The sequence below is a fragment of the Nocardia sp. CY41 genome (genome assembly GCF_009829325.1).
In the GTDB taxonomy this organism is placed as follows: domain Bacteria; phylum Actinomycetota; class Actinomycetes; order Mycobacteriales; family Mycobacteriaceae; genus Nocardia.
The window spans coordinates 497,772-513,417 of the sequence record NZ_VUOS01000001.1 but is presented as its reverse complement, the minus strand read 5'-3'; the positions used below and the strand labels follow the sequence as shown (position 1 = coordinate 513,417).

The 15,646-nt window shown below is 70.1% G+C and carries 17 protein-coding genes; 13 read left to right on the top strand and 4 right to left on the bottom strand.

What is annotated here, in order from left to right:
• The first annotated feature begins 230 nt into the window (after positions 1 to 230).
• Positions 231 to 1,121: a phage shock envelope stress response protein PspM gene (gene pspM / locus GVY64_RS02485; protein WP_236566548.1), complete on the top strand. Its 891-nt coding sequence runs from the start codon at positions 231 to 233 to the stop codon at positions 1,119 to 1,121.
• A gap of 11 nt (positions 1,122 to 1,132) precedes the next feature.
• Here pspM and GVY64_RS02480 read toward each other — a convergent pair whose 3' ends face one another.
• Complete coding sequence (locus tag GVY64_RS02480) at positions 1,133 to 1,333, bottom strand: hypothetical protein (protein ID WP_159838214.1); 201 nt, start codon at positions 1,331 to 1,333, stop codon at positions 1,133 to 1,135.
• A gap of 249 nt (positions 1,334 to 1,582) precedes the next feature.
• Between GVY64_RS02480 and GVY64_RS02475 the strand changes: the two genes are divergently transcribed.
• The 3 genes from GVY64_RS02475 to GVY64_RS02465 all read left to right on the top strand — a co-directional run bounded on the left by GVY64_RS02475 (position 1,583) and on the right by GVY64_RS02465 (position 4,160).
• The gene (locus tag GVY64_RS02475; protein WP_159838212.1) at positions 1,583 to 3,082 is read left to right on the top strand and encodes a bifunctional phosphatase PAP2/diacylglycerol kinase family protein; all 1,500 of its coding nucleotides are present in this window, start codon (positions 1,583 to 1,585) and stop codon (positions 3,080 to 3,082) included.
• 203 nt (positions 3,083 to 3,285) lie between these two features.
• Entirely contained in the window at positions 3,286 to 3,453 is a 168-nt protein-coding gene (locus GVY64_RS02470) for a hypothetical protein (protein ID WP_159838210.1), read from the top strand.
• A gap of 77 nt (positions 3,454 to 3,530) precedes the next feature.
• Positions 3,531 to 4,160, top strand: a complete 630-nt coding sequence (locus tag GVY64_RS02465; protein ID WP_159838208.1) for a PRC-barrel domain-containing protein — start codon at positions 3,531 to 3,533, stop codon at positions 4,158 to 4,160.
• A gap of 87 nt (positions 4,161 to 4,247) precedes the next feature.
• Here GVY64_RS02465 and GVY64_RS02460 read toward each other — a convergent pair whose 3' ends face one another.
• Complete coding sequence (locus GVY64_RS02460; RefSeq protein WP_159838206.1) at positions 4,248 to 5,921, bottom strand: PucR family transcriptional regulator; 1,674 nt, start codon at positions 5,919 to 5,921, stop codon at positions 4,248 to 4,250.
• Positions 5,922 to 6,296: 375 nt separating this feature from the next.
• Here GVY64_RS02460 and GVY64_RS37125 point away from each other — a divergent pair, with 375 nt between their 5' ends.
• The 4 genes from GVY64_RS37125 (at position 6,297) to GVY64_RS02445 (ending at position 9,191) form a co-directional block, all read left to right on the top strand.
• Complete coding sequence (locus GVY64_RS37125) at positions 6,297 to 6,470, top strand: hypothetical protein (protein ID WP_201297858.1); 174 nt, start codon at positions 6,297 to 6,299, stop codon at positions 6,468 to 6,470.
• A 67-nt stretch (positions 6,471 to 6,537) separates the two neighbouring features.
• Positions 6,538 to 7,695 carry a glycosyltransferase gene (locus GVY64_RS02455; RefSeq protein ID WP_159838204.1) on the top strand — a complete coding sequence of 386 codons (1,158 nt, stop codon included), beginning with the start codon at positions 6,538 to 6,540 and terminating at the stop codon, positions 7,693 to 7,695.
• A gap of 60 nt (positions 7,696 to 7,755) precedes the next feature.
• On the top strand, positions 7,756 to 7,950 hold the full coding sequence (locus tag GVY64_RS02450) for a DUF3046 domain-containing protein (protein WP_159838202.1): 195 nt from the start codon (positions 7,756 to 7,758) through the stop codon (positions 7,948 to 7,950).
• Positions 7,947 to 9,191 (top strand): APH(3') family aminoglycoside O-phosphotransferase, encoded by a 1,245-nt coding sequence (locus tag GVY64_RS02445; RefSeq protein ID WP_236566547.1) that lies wholly within the window; start codon positions 7,947 to 7,949, stop codon positions 9,189 to 9,191. The genes GVY64_RS02450 and GVY64_RS02445 overlap by 4 nt, the downstream gene beginning before the upstream one ends.
• Positions 9,192 to 9,194: 3 nt before the next feature.
• On the opposite strand, the gene GVY64_RS02440 is transcribed toward GVY64_RS02445, so the two are convergent.
• Positions 9,195 to 9,710 carry a CGNR zinc finger domain-containing protein gene (locus GVY64_RS02440; protein ID WP_159838200.1) on the bottom strand — a complete coding sequence of 172 codons (516 nt, stop codon included), beginning with the start codon at positions 9,708 to 9,710 and terminating at the stop codon, positions 9,195 to 9,197.
• A 156-nt stretch (positions 9,711 to 9,866) separates the two neighbouring features.
• On the opposite strand from GVY64_RS02440, the gene GVY64_RS02435 reads away from it, so the two are divergent.
• The 3 genes from GVY64_RS02435 to GVY64_RS02425 all read left to right on the top strand — a co-directional run bounded on the left by GVY64_RS02435 (position 9,867) and on the right by GVY64_RS02425 (position 11,721).
• On the top strand, positions 9,867 to 10,328 hold the full coding sequence (locus tag GVY64_RS02435; RefSeq protein ID WP_159838198.1) for a VOC family protein: 462 nt from the start codon (positions 9,867 to 9,869) through the stop codon (positions 10,326 to 10,328).
• A gap of 76 nt (positions 10,329 to 10,404) precedes the next feature.
• The gene (locus GVY64_RS02430; protein WP_159838311.1) at positions 10,405 to 11,247 is read left to right on the top strand and encodes a pyridoxamine 5'-phosphate oxidase family protein; all 843 of its coding nucleotides are present in this window, start codon (positions 10,405 to 10,407) and stop codon (positions 11,245 to 11,247) included.
• 24 nt (positions 11,248 to 11,271) lie between these two features.
• On the top strand, positions 11,272 to 11,721 hold the full coding sequence (locus GVY64_RS02425) for a nuclear transport factor 2 family protein (RefSeq protein WP_159838196.1): 450 nt from the start codon (positions 11,272 to 11,274) through the stop codon (positions 11,719 to 11,721).
• Between the two features lie 77 nt (positions 11,722 to 11,798).
• Here the strand turns inward: GVY64_RS02425 and GVY64_RS02420 are convergent, their stop codons facing one another.
• A complete protein-coding gene (locus tag GVY64_RS02420; RefSeq protein WP_236566546.1) occupies positions 11,799 to 13,208 on the bottom strand; it encodes an MFS transporter in 1,410 nt (469 codons plus the stop codon).
• 98 nt (positions 13,209 to 13,306) lie between these two features.
• Between GVY64_RS02420 and GVY64_RS02415 the strand changes: the two genes are divergently transcribed.
• Both GVY64_RS02415 and recA read left to right on the top strand, forming a co-directional pair.
• Positions 13,307 to 14,329, top strand: a complete 1,023-nt coding sequence (locus tag GVY64_RS02415; RefSeq protein WP_159838192.1) for an Lrp/AsnC family transcriptional regulator — start codon at positions 13,307 to 13,309, stop codon at positions 14,327 to 14,329.
• A gap of 159 nt (positions 14,330 to 14,488) precedes the next feature.
• On the top strand, positions 14,489 to 15,532 hold the full coding sequence (gene recA / locus GVY64_RS02410) for a recombinase RecA (RefSeq protein WP_043728224.1): 1,044 nt from the start codon (positions 14,489 to 14,491) through the stop codon (positions 15,530 to 15,532).
• Positions 15,533 to 15,646 lie beyond the last annotated feature (114 nt).

Genomic DNA, 15,646 nt, shown 5'->3' with positions numbered 1-15,646 from the left:
ATGTCCGCCCGACCAGCGCGCGCGGCCCTGACCGCCGGTCAGACCAAGTGATGGTCAACCCAGCAGGGCGACAGTCGGTGGGAGAGACACGACGATCAGAACCACTTCCCATCATCAGTGTCGGTGGGGGCTGGTTCACTGGAAGACAAGGCGCGGGGACCCGACCGGCCGGCCGTCGGCCGAGTCGGGTCTCGGTCTGTCCGAAGTGTGCGACCGGTGGGAGAGAAGGTATGAGCGGCAAGGTATTCGGCGAGCGGCAGCTCGACGCGCGGCGCCTGCGCGGCACGGCGATGATCCGGGCACAAGCCGCGCTCGCGCCACAGCCGGGCAGCCTGCCGGACAGCCTTCGCGAGGCCGGGGAGAACGCGCTTGTGGCCGTGCGGCGCTGGGCCGATCCGCGGGAGCGTGAACTGCGCCGTCGGCGCAGGGCCCGTCGCCGAAGCTTCCAGCTGGGCACCGTATCCGGCCTCACCACAGCGGGAACCGTTGGTCTCGTTGTCCTTTCGGCGCCCGTCTGGGCCGTGGTCATGGTCGGCGGCGGCGCGGTCGCGCTGGTGACGGGCGCGGCGCTGAGCACTCGCCGTTATCTGCGGCTGCGCGGCGCTCCCCTGCCGCACGCGGCGTTCATCCCGCGCAGGCAGCCGCCGTTGTGGTCCAACGCGCGCCCGGCCATCGCGCGTCTGGCGCGGGCGGAGAAGGCATTGCACGGGATGGGCGTCCAGATCGCTCGCTCGCACCGGCTGCCGCAGGACGAACTGGCCGACCTGCTCGAAACCGCCGCTTCGGGCGCGGAGGCGCTGCACGCGCTGGCCGCGGACATCACGGCGATGGAACAGGGCCTCGGCGCGATGGGGAGCGCTGATTCGCCCGCCGCGGTGGCGCTCACCGAGAACCTCCGGTTGATTCTGGCCAGGCTCGATGCGGGCGTCGGGGAGTACGAGCAGGTTGTAGCCGCGGCAGGCCGGATTCTCGCGATTCCGGACAATACCGTGGTGCGACACAACTTCGACACCATCGTGGCGGATCTGCGCCACGCTTCCGATCGGCTGGACGGGTGGGCTCAAGCCCTGATCGAGGTGGCCGACAGATCGGTGCCCGCGTCGCCGCGGCCACCGATCTGACGCCGGCCGGTTCAGCTCGTCCGGTCCCTGCGGCGGAGTTCCTCGGCCCTGGCGCGGAACGCCGCGCCGACCAGTTCGCGGCTCTCGGCCATGAGGTCGAGCACCTCCCAGGACGCCTTGCGGGCGGCGGATCCGACGATCCCGGCGATCGCCGAGCCGTGCCGCCGCGCCGCCGCCGCGAGTTCTTGTGCCAGCTCGTTCGTCTGTTCCATCGAGTCCCGGCCGTTACGTGAGGCTCAGTGCATGACTGTGTGCTGACCGGTGTGTCTCCGTCATTCGAGCATCCCTTCCCTCTTGTCGCGCAACGTCACTGTGCGTCGAAGATCAGAGTACATCCGTGCACTGAACTGGCCTACGATCCGGTCGCCCGCGCGCAGGGCGGCATCCGTCGAGCGCGTCGGCCGGGCCTCCGTGCGTGATGGTCGCCGATCCGGCGCGTGCGTGGTCGGTAGGCTGCGGCGATGGGGTTTCTCTCGGCTCGCGGGCGTGACGGTGGGATGGTCGGAGTGACGAGCAGCCTGGATCGGTGGCTGGTCGGCCGCAGTGCGCGCGTGCGGGCCACCCCGGCGGACCGGGCGCTGAAGGCGTTGAGCACCGCCGCCGACAAGAACCGTCTGTGGATCGCCCTGGGGGCGGTCCTGTTCGTCGCCGGAGATCGCTCGACCCGCCGCGGCGCGGTGCGCGGGCTGCTCGCACTGAGCATTGCCAGCAGCGTGGCCAACGGCGTGGCCAAACCGCTGTTCCCGCGCCGTCGTCCGCCGGACGAGTCCGTTCCGTTCGTGCGCAGGCTGGTCGCCCCGCCGGTCTCGTCGTCGTTCCCGTCCGGGCACTCGGCTTCCGCCGCCGCCTTCGCGACGGGCCTGGCGCTGGAGTCGCCCGTGGCGGCCGCCGCTGTGGCCCCCGTCGCCGCCGCGGTCGGGTACTCCCGTGTCCACATCGGCGTGCATTGGCCGTCCGACGTGGTCGTGGGCGCGTTGTTCGGTGGCGCGGTCGCGCTGGTCACCCGGCGGTGGTGGGCGGTGCGCGACGACGAGCCCGCCGCCTTGGGTCCGGTCGAACACATCGACCCGCTGCCGGACGGCGCCGGACTGCTGCTGATCGGCAATCCGCACGCGGGATCGGGCGACGGCGACAACGCGCTGGCCGCCCTGCGCGACCGGTTGCCCGCCGCCGAGGTGCTCGAACTCGGCGGCGACGACGATGTCGAGGTGCGAGTCGGCGAACTGCTGCGGCGCGACGACATCGTCGCTCTGGGCGTGGTCGGCGGAGACGGAACGGTGTCGGCCGTCGCGGAGTATGCGGTGCGCCACCGGGTGCCGTTGGCGGTCTTCGCGGGCGGCACGCTGAACCACTTCGCGAGGGATGCCGGAGTGGAGGACTCCGATATCACCCTCGCGGGGTTGGAAGCGGGCGAAGCGATGCGCGTCGACGTGGCCGAGGTGTGTTTCGACGATGCCGAGCAGCGCGTCTTCGTCAACACCGCCAGTCTCGGCGGTTATCCCGACTTCGTGCGGGTCCGGGAGCGCTGGGAGCGCCGGATCGGCAAATGGCCCGCGGCGGGACTCGCCATGGTGCGCGTGCTGTTTCGCGCCCAGCCGCTGCACGTCACCATCGATGACACCCGCACCGCGCTGTGGATGCTGTTCGTCGGCAACGGCGCCTACCATCCCGCCGACCAGATCCCCATGTCGCGCCCGGAATTGCACGGCGGCATCCTCGATGTCCGTTACCTGCGCGCCGACGTCCCGTTCTCACGGCTGCGGCTGGTCTTCGCGACCTTCACCGGCACACTCGCGTATTCGCCCACCTATCGGCATCGCCGGGTCTCCCGTCTGACCGTGCGGGTGGCCGAGGAGCCGATCTCGTTGGCCACCGACGGAGAGGTCGATCATCGCGGCAAGGACTTCCGGTTCGCCAGCGGGCCGTCGGCGCTGACGCTGATCAGAAGCGGAGCCCGGTAGGCCGGGTGGCCCACGGTGGGCCGCGGCGTGCACGGCAAAGGTAGCTGTCTGATAACTAGAATGCTGTAGCCGCTTCGGCGAGTCCTTGAATTCTGGTAATCGCATGGTTTGACCGCGGCATGTGCGGGTAGTTGCCACGGTGTAGCTGATTACTTCCTGCCTCGACTGGGGCGGGAACATGCACTACAGGGCAGGAGCACGTCATGCTCGATGTTTCCTACCGTCTATCGCTGCTCGACCAGGACACGCAGCGGCTGGATGTCAGCCGGTACTTCGCGTGTGACACCGCCGAGGACCCGGTGCGGGTGTCGCGCAGGACGCAGCGCGTCGCCGACGGCTCCGACGCCACCGATCGACCCGCAAGCGATTGAACCCTTTCTCAGCACGCGCGGTGCCCAGCCGCGTTCTGCCGGGCTGCGCGTCGCAGGGACGAACCGCGGAGGAACCCATGACTGAAATGCTGGAAACGCTCATCGGCAGCTCGGTGTACGGCCCCGAAGGCGAGAAGATCGGCAAGGTCAAACGGGTCTATGTCGACAACAACTCCGGATCCCCCACCTGGATCGCGGTGTCCACCGGCCTGTTCAGCACCGACGCCTTGGTCCCGCTGGCCGGGGCCGAACATCGTCCCGAGGCGGGGATGTTGCAGGTCCGGGTCGGAAAGGAGGCGGTGAAGGCCTCGCCGCAGCTGGACCACAACGGGCAGATCAGTCCGCAGGCCGAGCAGGAGTTGTTCGATCACTATCAGATCGATCCGGAGCAGGCCGCCTGGGACGTCTACGGCAGGCAGCCGGTGCCGCAGCCGCGGCGGGCCCGCCCCGCGATGACCCGCCCGCCGGAAGAGCGCGCCGGTGAATCGGGCGACGTCGCCGCGGCCCGGCGGCGCCTCTATCCGGGCAGTGAAGAGGAGACGCTCCGGATGCCGCGCAGTGGCGACCGGTCGCGCGTGGGGCGTGAGCAGATGATCGACCCCTACGCCGTCGACACGGCCGATCTCGGAATGCGGCGCCCGGACGGCGTGCCGGACGACGATCCGTTGGCCGAAGACCTGCCGGACGCCGAGCGCCCCAGGAGCTGACCGGGCGGGCTCGTCCTCGACGATGGTGTGGGCGTCCCATGCGACGCCCACACCATCGTTGTGCTCCGGTAGCGAGCGGGTCGGCATTCAGTCCGGAGTCGTTCGGTCGGTTGCGAGGGAGGACCGGTCCGGCAGCGCGGTCGAGGACAGGAATCGCCAGGCGCGCGTGGCCGCTTGCAAGGTGAAGCGGGTGTCGACGTCGCGCAGATCGAATCCGGTGAGCTGCCGGATGCGGCCGAGCCGGTAGCGCAGGGTGCTGCGGTGGATGTGCAGGGCGGCGGCGGAATCGTCGTAGTTGCCACCGCATTCGAGGTATTGGCTCAGTGTGTACACCAGGTCGGCGTTGCGTTGCCGGTCGTAGTCGAGCAGGATGCCGAGCCATTCCCGGATGAACCGCTCGACTCGGCCGTCCGCGCGCGCGGCGTCGATCAGGCGGTAGAAGCCCAACTCGTCGTACGCGGTCGCGCCGTCGGGCGTGGGCGATCGCAGGCGGATGTCGATCGCGTGGCGCGCGTCGTCGAACGCCCGGACGAAATCGGCCGGTCGCGCGCAGCGGCCGCTGATGCCGATGGTCACCGGGGCCGTGTCGAGGTGCGCGCGGATGGTGTGATGCAGCGTGTCCGGGTCGGGCCTGCGGTCGATGATCAGCACGACCATGCCCGAACGGCGGCCGTGCAGGAAGGGCAGTTCCAGCGCCGTGGCGGCCCGGGCGACCGCCTCCACCTGCGTGCTGTCGACCCCGTGCACGAGCACCACGTAGTGCTCGCCGTGCAGGTCGTAGCCCAGGGCCTCGGCGCGAGCGAAGGCGCTGTCGCCGTCGGCGCCGGACAGCAGGTCGTCGACCAGTTCGCGGCGCAACCGCAGCTCGATCTCGGCGAGATTGCGCTGGTGCGCCAACTCCAGGGCGAGCATCGTGCCGGCGTAGGTGAGCGCGAAGATCTCCGCGTCGAGCGCCGTATCGTCCGGATCGATCAACGCGAGCGTGCCGAGTATCTCCGTACGTGGTTTCACCAGGACGATCGCCCGGTCGCGCACGCGCAGCGGGCCGTTGTGGGCGGCGAGACGGCGCAGCAACTGTTCACGTTGCCGTGGCGGCGCTTTGGGATACGGGTCCGGTCTGCCCGGCCCCGACCAGGCCCGCAGATTGCCGAACGGGTCCTCGACGGCGACCGGCAATCCGGTCAGCTGCGCCAGCGCGTCCGCGATGGCTTGTGCACCGCTGCCGTACGCGGCGGCGTCGGAGAGCACTTCGTGGACGTGGGTGCGGCGCCGCAGCCCCAGCACGGTTGCCGACAGGCGCTCGTTGGCCGCGGCGAGGTCGCGGGCCGCCGCGGCAGCGCGCTCGCGCAGCACGCCATCGGCCAGCGCGGCGCTCGCCAGCCGAGCCAGCACGGTGAGCAGGAACATCTCGTCCTGCGACGGCTCGCGGTCGGCGCCGACGACGATCGCGCCGACCACCCCGGACCGGTCGCGTAGGGGTAGTGCCCACGCCCACCGGCGGCCGGGCAGCCGGAGGCGCCCTGCGCCGTTCTGCGCGCGCAGTTGCGCGTCGAGATCGGGCGGGGCGGACTGGCCGGTGCCGAGCCGGTATTCGCCCCCGAGGAGTCGATAGCAGCCCAGTGCGTCGCAGCATCCGGCGGAGGACACCGCCTCCGCGGTGATCCGCAGGATGTCCGGTTCCCGGTGATCGCCCGAGAGCAGCGCCGACGCCGATACGGGTGCCGGTGCGTCGTCGACTTTCGAACTCGCGTACTGGGTCATGGACTCCGGTCCGTAGCCGTCGAGGTCGTGCGCCGATATCGCGGGCGATGCCGGGCGCCCGATGGGTCGATCGTTCTACCGCGCGCGGCCTGGTCCGATCGCGTATCGACGTGTACTGCCGCAGGCAGAATCGACGCTACACCGCTGACGTGACCTGCGCCGGAGGAAGCGATGACCCGGGCACCGGAGGTCATCGGGACGAGCGGATGCCCGGGTGGCGCGCATCGAGTGGGAAACCCCCATAGCCGGGAGCTGTACGAGGCCTGGTGTCAGGGGGAACCCTGATTTCCACCCCGGTATCCCGCTTCACCTGGTGATTCCCGCCCCCCCGAGTGTCATGCTCGAAGCGCAAACGGACTTCTGGGAGGCATCGGAATGTTGTGGAAGATCATCGGCATCGTCGCGGTCGTCTGGATCGCACTGGCCGTCATCGGCGCACTGATCAAGGGTTTGTTCCCGATTTTGGTGATCAGCGCCATCGTGTTCGGGTTGTACCTGCTGTACAAGGCGGTCTCGGGTTCGGACAACTCGACGGTCGGCAAGCTGTAGGGGCGGACTCGGTCGCACCCCCGCCGCCGCAATGCGGGTGTGATGGGCCCTGTGGCAGGCTAGGCGAATGCGAGTAGCCGTCGTCGCAGGGCCCGACCCCGGTCACGCGTTCCCCGCTATCGCGTTGTGCTTGCGATTCCTGGATGCCGGTGACGAGCCGGTCCTGTTCACGGGTCCGCGCTGGTTCGACGCCGCACTCGCCGCCGGAATCGGGGTGCGCAGACTCAAAGGCTTGGCGCCGCGGCCGGTGGACGACGACGCGGACGCGGGGCAGCGCATCCACGAGCGGGCGGCGCACATCTCCACCGAGATCCTGCCCGAACTGAGCGCGATGTTGCCCGAACTCGTGGTCTCCGACGTGCTGACCGCCGGCGGCGGGATGGCCGCGGAGCGGCTCGGCGTGCCCTGGGTGGAACTGTCCCCGCATCCGCTGTATCTGCCGTCGAAGGGGTTGCCGCCCATAGGAAGCGGACTGGCCCCCGGTGCGGGTCTGCGCGGATGGGTGCGCGACGGTGTATTGCGCGGCATGACCGCACGCGCCCTGCGGAACGGGCGCCGCCAGCGCGAGCGGGCGCGCGAGAGTGTCGGCCTCCCGGCCGTCGATCCCGGCCCGGCCGCCCGACTGGTCGCCACCCTGCCCGCGCTCGAGGTGCCGCGCCCCGACTGGCCGGAATCCGCCCATGTGATCGGGCCGCTGCTGTGGGAGCCGACCGACGCGATCCTGGACCTCCCGCCCGGTGACGGACCGCTCGTGATGGTCGCCCCGTCGACCGCCCACACCGGTGTGGCGGGCATGGCGGAGACCGTTCTGGAGGCTTTGGACGGAACCGGTGTCCGCGTGGCCATTTCGATGCTGGACGCTCCGCCGTCCGATCTTCCCCCGTGGGCCACGGCGGGGCTGGGGCGGCAAGACGCACTGCTGACCCACGCGTCCGTCGTCGTGGGCGGCGGCGGTCACGGCCTGCTCGCCAAGACGCTGTCCGCGGGCGTCCCGATCGTCACCGTTCCCGGCGGCGGCGACCAGTGGGAGCTGGCCAATCGCGCTGCCCGGCAAGGCAGTTCGATCGTCGTCCGGCCGTTGTCGCCCGCCGCGGTCCGCGCCGCGGTCCAGGAGATCCTCGCCGATCCCCGCTACGCCGCCGCGGCCCGGCGGGCTGCCGAAACGCCCGAGTTCCCGGACCCCGTCGGCCTGTGTCACCGGGTGTGCCACGCAGTCCATCCCTGACCGAACGGTCGGGTGTGCCACTGACCAGGGAACCCGCGGTATGGGAGTAAGTTCGGGACGGTGCGATTGACCGAGTTTCAGGAACTGTTGCATACCGAGTTCGGTGTGGCCCGGGGCGACGCCCTGCTGACCGACCACGTCATCCCCGATCTGGGCGGGCGCACCGGCGCCGATGCCATCGAGGCGGGGGTCGACCCCCGCGACGTCTGGCGTGCCCTGTGCGCCGAATTCGACGTGCCCAAGGCGCGCTGGTGAGCGCCCCGGGGCAAGTGGAGCGGGACGAGCCGCTGTACCGGTTCGACGAGCGGCAGCGGATGATCCCGCACGACCCGCAGCGCTTGGCCGTCCGGGTGGCGCAGGCCCGCCCCGACGACTTCGCGAGCTACCGGCAGACCGGCATCGAGTTGATGCTGCTCGGCCGCTACGACGACGCGCTGGATCACCTCGATCGCGCGCTGGAACTGGTGGACACCGAGCAGCGGCGGATCAGCGTGTGGATCAACTTGGGCGACGTCTATCGCTACCGCGGCGACGCCGACACCGCCGAGACGTTGTACCGCCGTGCGGTGGAACACGCACGGACGGCCGCTCCGCAGGTGCTCTCTTTCGCCGTGCAGCACCTGGGCAAGGCGCTCGCCGAGCGGAACCGGCCGGCCGAGGCGCACGCGCTGCTGGCCGAGGCGATGCGGCTGCGCGTCGCCGAAGGCGATCCCGAGGAGATCGAATCGACTCGCGCCGCGCTGGACACGCTGGACGAGCTGCCGATCCCGTTGCCGCCCACGGTCGCGACGCTGTTCGGCGAGTCGCCGACCTGGTCGGACGCGCACGAGGGCCGCAGCGGCGCAGTGGTGTCCGTCAACGGCGCCTACTGGCTCAAACGCGGACCGAAGGCGGTCGCCGAGTACCAGCGTCTCACCTGGCTGCGCGATCGGGGGATCGCCGTGCCGGAGGTCGCGGCGTTCGAAGACGACGTCCTGGTGCTCGTGGACGCGGGCGCGCCGAGCCTGGCGGCGCGGACGATGTCCGGCAGCGCGCACGCGGCTTCGATCGGCGCCGTGCTCGGCGGGCTCCTGCGGCGGCTGCACAGCATTCCGGTCGCCGACTGCCCCTTCGACGGACGGCTCGACATCGTGCTTGCGCAGGCGCGCCGCCACGTGGTGGAGGGGCTCGTCGACCGGGACGATTTCGACGACGACAACTCCGGATCCACCCCGGAGGAGGTCCTCGCGCGATTGCAGGCGCAGCGGCCGGACGGTGAGGACCTGGTGGTGGCGCACGGCGACTTCACCCCGCCGAATGTCCTGGAGAACGAGGTCCTTCTCGATGTGAGCGCGCTCGGCGTGGCCGACCGCTACCGCGATCTGGCACTCGCCGTCCGCGATCTGCGCGCGGACTTCGGCGAAGCGGAGGTGGCGGCCTTCTTCGCGGCTTACGGACTGGCCGAGCCGGACGAGAGTCGCTTGGCGTACTACCGGCTGCTCGACGAATTGTTCTGAGAACTAGGCTTTCCGCGCGTAGTGGCGGGCCGCTTTGGTGCGGTTGCCGCAGGTCGCCATGGAGTGCCAGCGCCGGGTTCCGTTCTTCGAGGTGTCGTAGAAGAACAGCACGCATTCCGGATGCGCGCACTGACGAATTCGATCGGGCGCCGTGCGCAACAGTTCCAGCAGGTTGTCGGCGGCCAGCCAGGCGGGCAGCCAGGCCGGCTCCGCGACGTCCGCCAGGTCCGCAGGGCCCGCCTCGGTCAGCGTGCGGCGGATGCGGCCGTGGTCGAGCACCTCGTTGAGCCCCGCGTGCGAAGCGTGCACGACCACGTCGTAGATGGCCGTCCGCGCGGCCAGCGTCGCCTGCAAGGTCGCCTCGTCGGCGGCGGCGCGATCGGAGAGTCCCGCCGACGTCAGCCAGGTGCGCAGGCCGGTGACCTCGGTGAGCAGGTCCTGGGGTCCCTGCTCGATCCATCTCGTGTTCAGCAGATCGAGCGCCAGGGGTTCACCGAGGTGGGGGCGTGGATCGGGCATGCCCGAGGGTATCGAGTGCGCGTCGCCGTGCACGGCGGCCACCTCTCCTATAACTGTTCAAATTTATTTTACCGGTTGACACCAATGTCCCGCTGTTCGTATCGTCTAACCTATAAAACCGTAGAAGGCAGTTAGACATTCCGAGGAGGAATCATCATGACCACGGTCGCCGCCCCGCAGCTCGCCACCGGGCACGTCGGACTGAACGTCTCCGACCTGGACCGCTCGGTGGACTTCTATCGCCGCGCGCTCGGTTTCGAACAGCTCGCCGCGAGCGCCGACGACCAGCGCCGGTGGGCCTTCCTCGGCGCGGACGGCAAACTCGTCGTCACGCTGTGGGAGCAGAGCGACGGCGCTTTCTCCACCGACACCCCCGGACTGCATCACCTTTCGTTCCAGGTCGACAGCATCGACCAGGTGCGCGCGGTGGAACGGGTGCTGCGTGAACTCTCGGTCGCCTTCGCGCACGACGGCGTGGTGGCGCACGGCGAGGGCGTGGCCTCCGGCGGAATCTTCTTCAGCGATCCCGACGGCATCCGGCTGGAGGTCTACGCGCCCAGTGGGGCCGAAACCGCTCCCGCGCCCAGTGGCGCCGCCCCCACCTGCGGCTTCTTCTGATCGGATCGTCAGCGCACCGAAGGGAGTCATCGTGCGGGAGACGTTTCACCGCGGGGAGGTCGCCGTCCAGCGCCGGATGGGGCAGGCGGACATCGCCGAACGGGTCGGTCGCATGATTCGCCCCGATATCCCGGCGGTCGCCGCGGGCTTCCTGGCCGAACAGCGGATGATGGTGCTCGCCGCCGCCGACGCGGCGGGCAGGTTGTGGGCGAGCGAGCTGGTCGGGCGGCCCGGTTTCGTGCGAGCGGTGGACGACCGGACGATCACCGTCGAGAGCCGGCCGGCCGCCGCCGATCCGCTGCACGAAGCGCTGGCGCATCCCTCCCGCGTCGGCATGATCGCCCTGCAACCGCAGCGGCGCAGGCGGATGCGGGTCAACGGCAGGTCGACGCCGGAGGGTGCGGGCCTGCGCATCGTCACCGATCAGGTGTACTCGAACTGTCCTAAGTACATCTCGCGGCGCGATATCGAGAGCTATGCGCCCGAGGCCGGATCACCGGCGGTGCGGCGCGGCGTCGAACTCGACGCGGACCAGCGGGCCGCGATCGCCGCAGCCGACACGTTCTTCGTCGCGACGGCGGACGCGGAGGGCAATGCCGACGCCTCGCACCGCGGCGGGAATCCCGGATTCCTGCAGATTCTTTCGCCCACCCGTCTGCGCTGGCCGGACTATCGGGGCAATTCGATGTTCATGACACTCGGCAATCTCGAGATAAATCCTCGTTGCGGAATTCTGATCCCGGATTGGTCCACCGGAGCCACGTTGCAGCTCACCGGCACCGTCGAATTGGTCTGGGCGCCCGCGACATTCGCCACAGGCTCGCAATGCTCCCTGGACTTCACCGTCGCGGAGGTTGTCGCCCGGTCCAGCGGAGCACTGCGGTGGGGCCACGCCGAGCTCTCGCCCGTCAACCCCTGAAACTTCGAGGAAGGAAACCGTCCCATGCGACCTCCGTTACCCCCGTTCGATGCGGAATCCGCCGAGGCCAAGGTGCGAGCCGCCGAAAACGCCTGGAACACCCGCGATCCGGAGCGCGTCGCCGCCGCCTACACCGAGGACTCGGTCTGGCGCAATCGCGACGAGTTCTTCACCGGCCGCGACGCCATCGTCGAGTTCCTCACCCGGAAATGGTCGATCGAGAACGGCTATGCGCTGCGCAAGGATTTGTGGGCCTTCGAAGGCAACCGCATCGCGGTGCGCTTCCAGTACGAATGGCACGACGAGTCCGGCCGGTGGTTCCGCAGCTACGGCAACGAGCAATGGGAGTTCGCCCCGGACGGCCTGATGTCCCGGCGTGAGGCCAGCATCAACGATGTCCGGATCGAGGAATCCGAGCGGCGCATCTTCGGGTCGCGCGAGGTGGGCGACGAGTCGGTGCTGCCGCAGCGGTAGTGCTCGGCGGGGATCGAGCGACCACCGCAGATGGCGGCGCCCAGGCGGACGCCGCCGTCTCGTACGCCGGATCGCGCTCAGGCGGCGACGGCCTGCCGCTCGGCTTCGGACGATCCGGCATTCGCACGGTGCCGGGGGAACAGCGCGAACGAGATCACCCCGAATCCGACGCCCACGGCGGCCGCGACGCCGAACGCGGCGTCGAGCCCCGCGACGAAGTGCGGCAGGGTCATCGGATGCTCGCCGGTCGCCGCCCCACGGAACACCGTGCCGAGCACCGCGACGCCGAGCGCCAGGCCCAATTGCCGCGCGGTGTTCACCGCACCCGCGGCTGTGCCGGCCTGCTCCGGGGCGACGGCCGCCATGCCGACCGAGACCAGCGCGGGAGCGTTGACGCCGATCCCGAGGCCGATCACCACGAATCCGGGGACGAGCGCGACCCAGGAGGACTCCGCGCCGACGAGCATCAGCAGCCAGCTGCCCAGACCCACGACCACCAGCCCTCCGCCGATGGTCCACTTCGGCGCGACGTCGTGCAGGACCCTCCCGAACGCACCCGCCACCACGAACGCGGTCGCGGCCATCGGCAGCATCGCCAGCCCCGCGTGCAGGGGCGACATGTGCCGTTGCTGTTGCAGCCACAGCGAGATCAGGGGGCTGCTCGCGAACGCGGCGAACGTCTGCCCGGATGCGCCGAACAGGGTCGCGCCGAAGTCCCGGTTGCGCAGCAGCACCAAGGGGAACATCGGTGCGGCACTGTGCATCTCGGCGACGACGAAGATCAGCGCCGCGGCGGCGCCCAGCGCGAACGCCGTCACCGCGGCCGCTTCCGTCCAGCCGTGCTCACCACCGCGGGTGACGCCGTAGGTGACCGCGGTGGCCGCCGTCGCGAAGGCCAGCATGCCCGGCACGTCCACGGCTCGGCCCGGCCGCCGCCGAGCGGGCGGGAACACCGTGGTGGTCAGGCCGATCGCCAGCACGGCGATGGGCAGGTTGACGAAGAAGATCCAGCGCCACGACAGCGCGTCGGTGAGGACGCCGCCGAGCACCACTCCGATGCCCGCGGCCGCACCGGATACCGCGCCCCACACGCCGAAGGCGACGCCGCGGTCGCGTCCGGTGTAGGTCGCGTGCAGCAGCGAGAGCGTGGTGGCGAACATGGCCGCCCCGCCGATGCCTTGCAGCGCCCGCGCCGCGACGAGGGCCGCAGCGGACTCGGCGATGCCGCAGCCGAACGACGCCACCGCGAAGACGACCAGCCCGGCCAGGTACGCGCGCTTCGCGCCGACCCGGTCGGCGAGCGAGCCGAGCACCAGCAGCAAGGCGGCCAGCGCCAGGGCATAGCCGTCCACCACCCACTGCAAGCCGGACAATCCGGTGTCCAGGTCGGCGGCGATGTCCGGCAGGGCGACGTTCACGATGGTGACGTCGATGAGCAGCATCAGCGTGCCGAGGCACGCGGCGAACAAGGGTAGCCATTTCCTCACGGGAGCCTCCACGGCGGATTCGAACGATTTCGACGCCAAGCGTGCGGCAGACGTACGGATCTCCCTAGCCGAAGCCGCACCGGCGTTAGATTCCTCCGGTGCGAGACGATGACCCGAGAGAATCCTCCGGCCTGGATGTGCTGGACAAGCAGATCGTGCACGGGCTGGTCCACGACGTCCGGATCCCGTTCGCCCGGCTGGGCGGCGTTCTCGGCGTCTCCGAACAGACGGTGGCGCGGCGATACCGCGCGCTGCGTCAGCGCGGCATCCTGCACGTGTCCGGGCAGGTGAACGCGGTGCCGCTCGGTCAAGCGCGCTGGGTGCTGCGCCTGAAATCGACACCGGACAAAGCGTTGCGGTTGGCCGAGTCGCTGGCACGGATACCGGATCTGAGCTGGGTGACGCTGTTGTCCACCGGATCCGAGGTCACCTGCGTGGGCAGGCCGCGCTCGGTCGAACGGCGCGACGCGCTGCTGCTGCACCTCCTGCCGCGCGCCCCGCAAGTGCTGGCCTTGACCGCGCACGAGGTCATCCACCGATTCCCGCTCGACGAGGAGTGGCCGCGCTACCGCCATCTGCTCACCGACGCCCAGCTCGACGACCTCGGTCCCGCCCGCCGCAGACCCGCGGATGCGGGGCCGGACGCGCCGATGGACCTATCGGTGGCCGACGAGGCGATGCTCACGCTGCTCGGCCGGGACGGTCGCGCTCCGTACGCCCAGCTCGCGGCCGCAACCGGGTGGACGGCGCCGCGCGTCGCGCGGCGCATGGCCGAGCTGACCGCGGCGGGCGTGCTGTACTTCGACATCGATTTCGCGATCGAGCGGATGGGTTACGGCGTGCGCGGCGCACTGTGGCTGCGCGTGCGTCCCGCCGACCTGGACGCCGTGGGGCGGGCGATGGCCACGCACCCGGAGATCGTCTTCGTGGCCGCCACCACCGGACCGTCCACGATGTTCGCTTCGATCATCTGCCGGGACACCGCGGACCTCTACCGGTACGTGACCGAGCGGCTCGGCGCGCTGGACGGGATCACCGGCGTGGAGGTGACGCCGTCGCTGCGCGTGCTCAAGCAGGCGCAGACGCTGCTGGATACCGACCGGATCGCGTTGGTGCCCTGATCGCTCGGCGTTCGCCGAGGAGGGTACGGGGGCGCCGGGCGCGTCGCTTGACTCGAACACTTGTTCGTCTAGTCTGGTCGCCAGAACTTGTCGGTGCCGCGCTCTACTGTAGGCGCCAACCACAGAACGAGACTTACCCGTCGAAAAGGGGATCAGGACATGGCACCACAGGCGTACGACCGGGACAAGGCGCTCGAGCTCGCGCTGGCCCAGGTGGAGAAGAGCTTCGGCAAGGGCGCCGTCATGCGCCTCGGCGAGGAGGCGCGCCAGCCCATCTCGGTGATCCCCACCGGTTCGATCGCGCTCGACGTGGCGCTGGGCATCGGCGGTCTGCCGCGTGGCCGCGTCGTCGAGATCTACGGTCCGGAATCCTCGGGTAAGACCACCGTGGCGCTGCACGCGGTGGCCAACGCGCAAGCCGCGGGCGGCGTGGCGGCGTTCATCGACGCCGAGCACGCGCTCGATCCGGACTACGCCCGCAAGCTGGGCGTCGACACCGACGCGCTGCTGGTCTCCCAGCCCGACACGGGTGAGCAGGCGCTGGAGATCGCCGACATGCTGGTGCGCTCCGGCGCGATCGACATCATCGTCATCGACTCGGTGGCCGCGCTGGTGCCGCGCGCCGAGATCGAGGGCGAGATGGGCGACAGCCACGTCGGCCTGCAGGCCCGCCTGATGAGCCAGGCGCTGCGCAAGATGACCAGCGCGCTGAACAATTCCGGGACCACCGCGATCTTCATCAACCAGCTGCGCGAGAAGATCGGCGTGATGTTCGGCTCGCCGGAGACCACCACCGGTGGTAAGGCGTTGAAGTTCTACGCGTCGGTGCGCCTGGACGTGCGCCGCATCGAGACGCTCAAGGACGGCAGCGACGCGGTGGGCAACCGCACCCGCGTAAAGGTCGTGAAGAACAAGGTCTCCCCGCCGTTCAAGCAGGCCGAGTTCGACATCCTCTACGGGCACGGCATCTCCAAGGAGGGCTCGCTCATCGACATGGGCGTCGAGCAGGGCTTCATCCGCAAGTCCGGCTCCTGGTACACCTACGAGGGCGATCAGCTCGGCCAGGGCAAGGAGAACGCCCGCAAATTCCTGCTGGAGAACGTCGACGTCCGCGACGAGATCGAGAAGAAGATCAAGGAGAAGCTCGGCATCGGCGCCGACGTGACGGCCGATGCGGCCGCGGAGGTGCCCGCCGATTTCTGAGCCGACGAACCGGCGCTCGCCCGGGACGGCTCCGGCCGACTCCGGGCCGCCACGGGCCGATGCGGTGCAGGAGATGCGGCGCCGACTGGAAGAACTCCTGGCCGGCTCCGGTTC

Coding starts and splice junctions, on each gene's coding strand:
- pspM (WP_236566548.1), top strand. CDS start 231: ATGAGCGGCAAGGTATTCGGCGAGCGGCAGCTCGACGCGCGGCGCCTG.
- GVY64_RS02480 (WP_159838214.1), bottom strand. CDS start 1,333: ATGGAACAGACGAACGAGCTGGCACAAGAACTCGCGGCGGCGGCGCGG.
- GVY64_RS02475 (WP_159838212.1), top strand. CDS start 1,583: ATGGGGTTTCTCTCGGCTCGCGGGCGTGACGGTGGGATGGTCGGAGTG.
- GVY64_RS02470 (WP_159838210.1), top strand. CDS start 3,286: ATGCTCGATGTTTCCTACCGTCTATCGCTGCTCGACCAGGACACGCAG.
- GVY64_RS02465 (WP_159838208.1), top strand. CDS start 3,531: ATGACTGAAATGCTGGAAACGCTCATCGGCAGCTCGGTGTACGGCCCC.
- GVY64_RS02460 (WP_159838206.1), bottom strand. CDS start 5,921: ATGACCCAGTACGCGAGTTCGAAAGTCGACGACGCACCGGCACCCGTA.
- GVY64_RS37125 (WP_201297858.1), top strand. CDS start 6,297: ATGTTGTGGAAGATCATCGGCATCGTCGCGGTCGTCTGGATCGCACTG.
- GVY64_RS02455 (WP_159838204.1), top strand. CDS start 6,538: ATGCGAGTAGCCGTCGTCGCAGGGCCCGACCCCGGTCACGCGTTCCCC.
- GVY64_RS02440 (WP_159838200.1), bottom strand. CDS start 9,710: ATGCCCGATCCACGCCCCCACCTCGGTGAACCCCTGGCGCTCGATCTG.
- GVY64_RS02435 (WP_159838198.1), top strand. CDS start 9,867: ATGACCACGGTCGCCGCCCCGCAGCTCGCCACCGGGCACGTCGGACTG.
- GVY64_RS02430 (WP_159838311.1), top strand. CDS start 10,405: ATGGGGCAGGCGGACATCGCCGAACGGGTCGGTCGCATGATTCGCCCC.
- GVY64_RS02425 (WP_159838196.1), top strand. CDS start 11,272: ATGCGACCTCCGTTACCCCCGTTCGATGCGGAATCCGCCGAGGCCAAG.
- recA (WP_043728224.1), top strand. CDS start 14,489: ATGGCACCACAGGCGTACGACCGGGACAAGGCGCTCGAGCTCGCGCTG.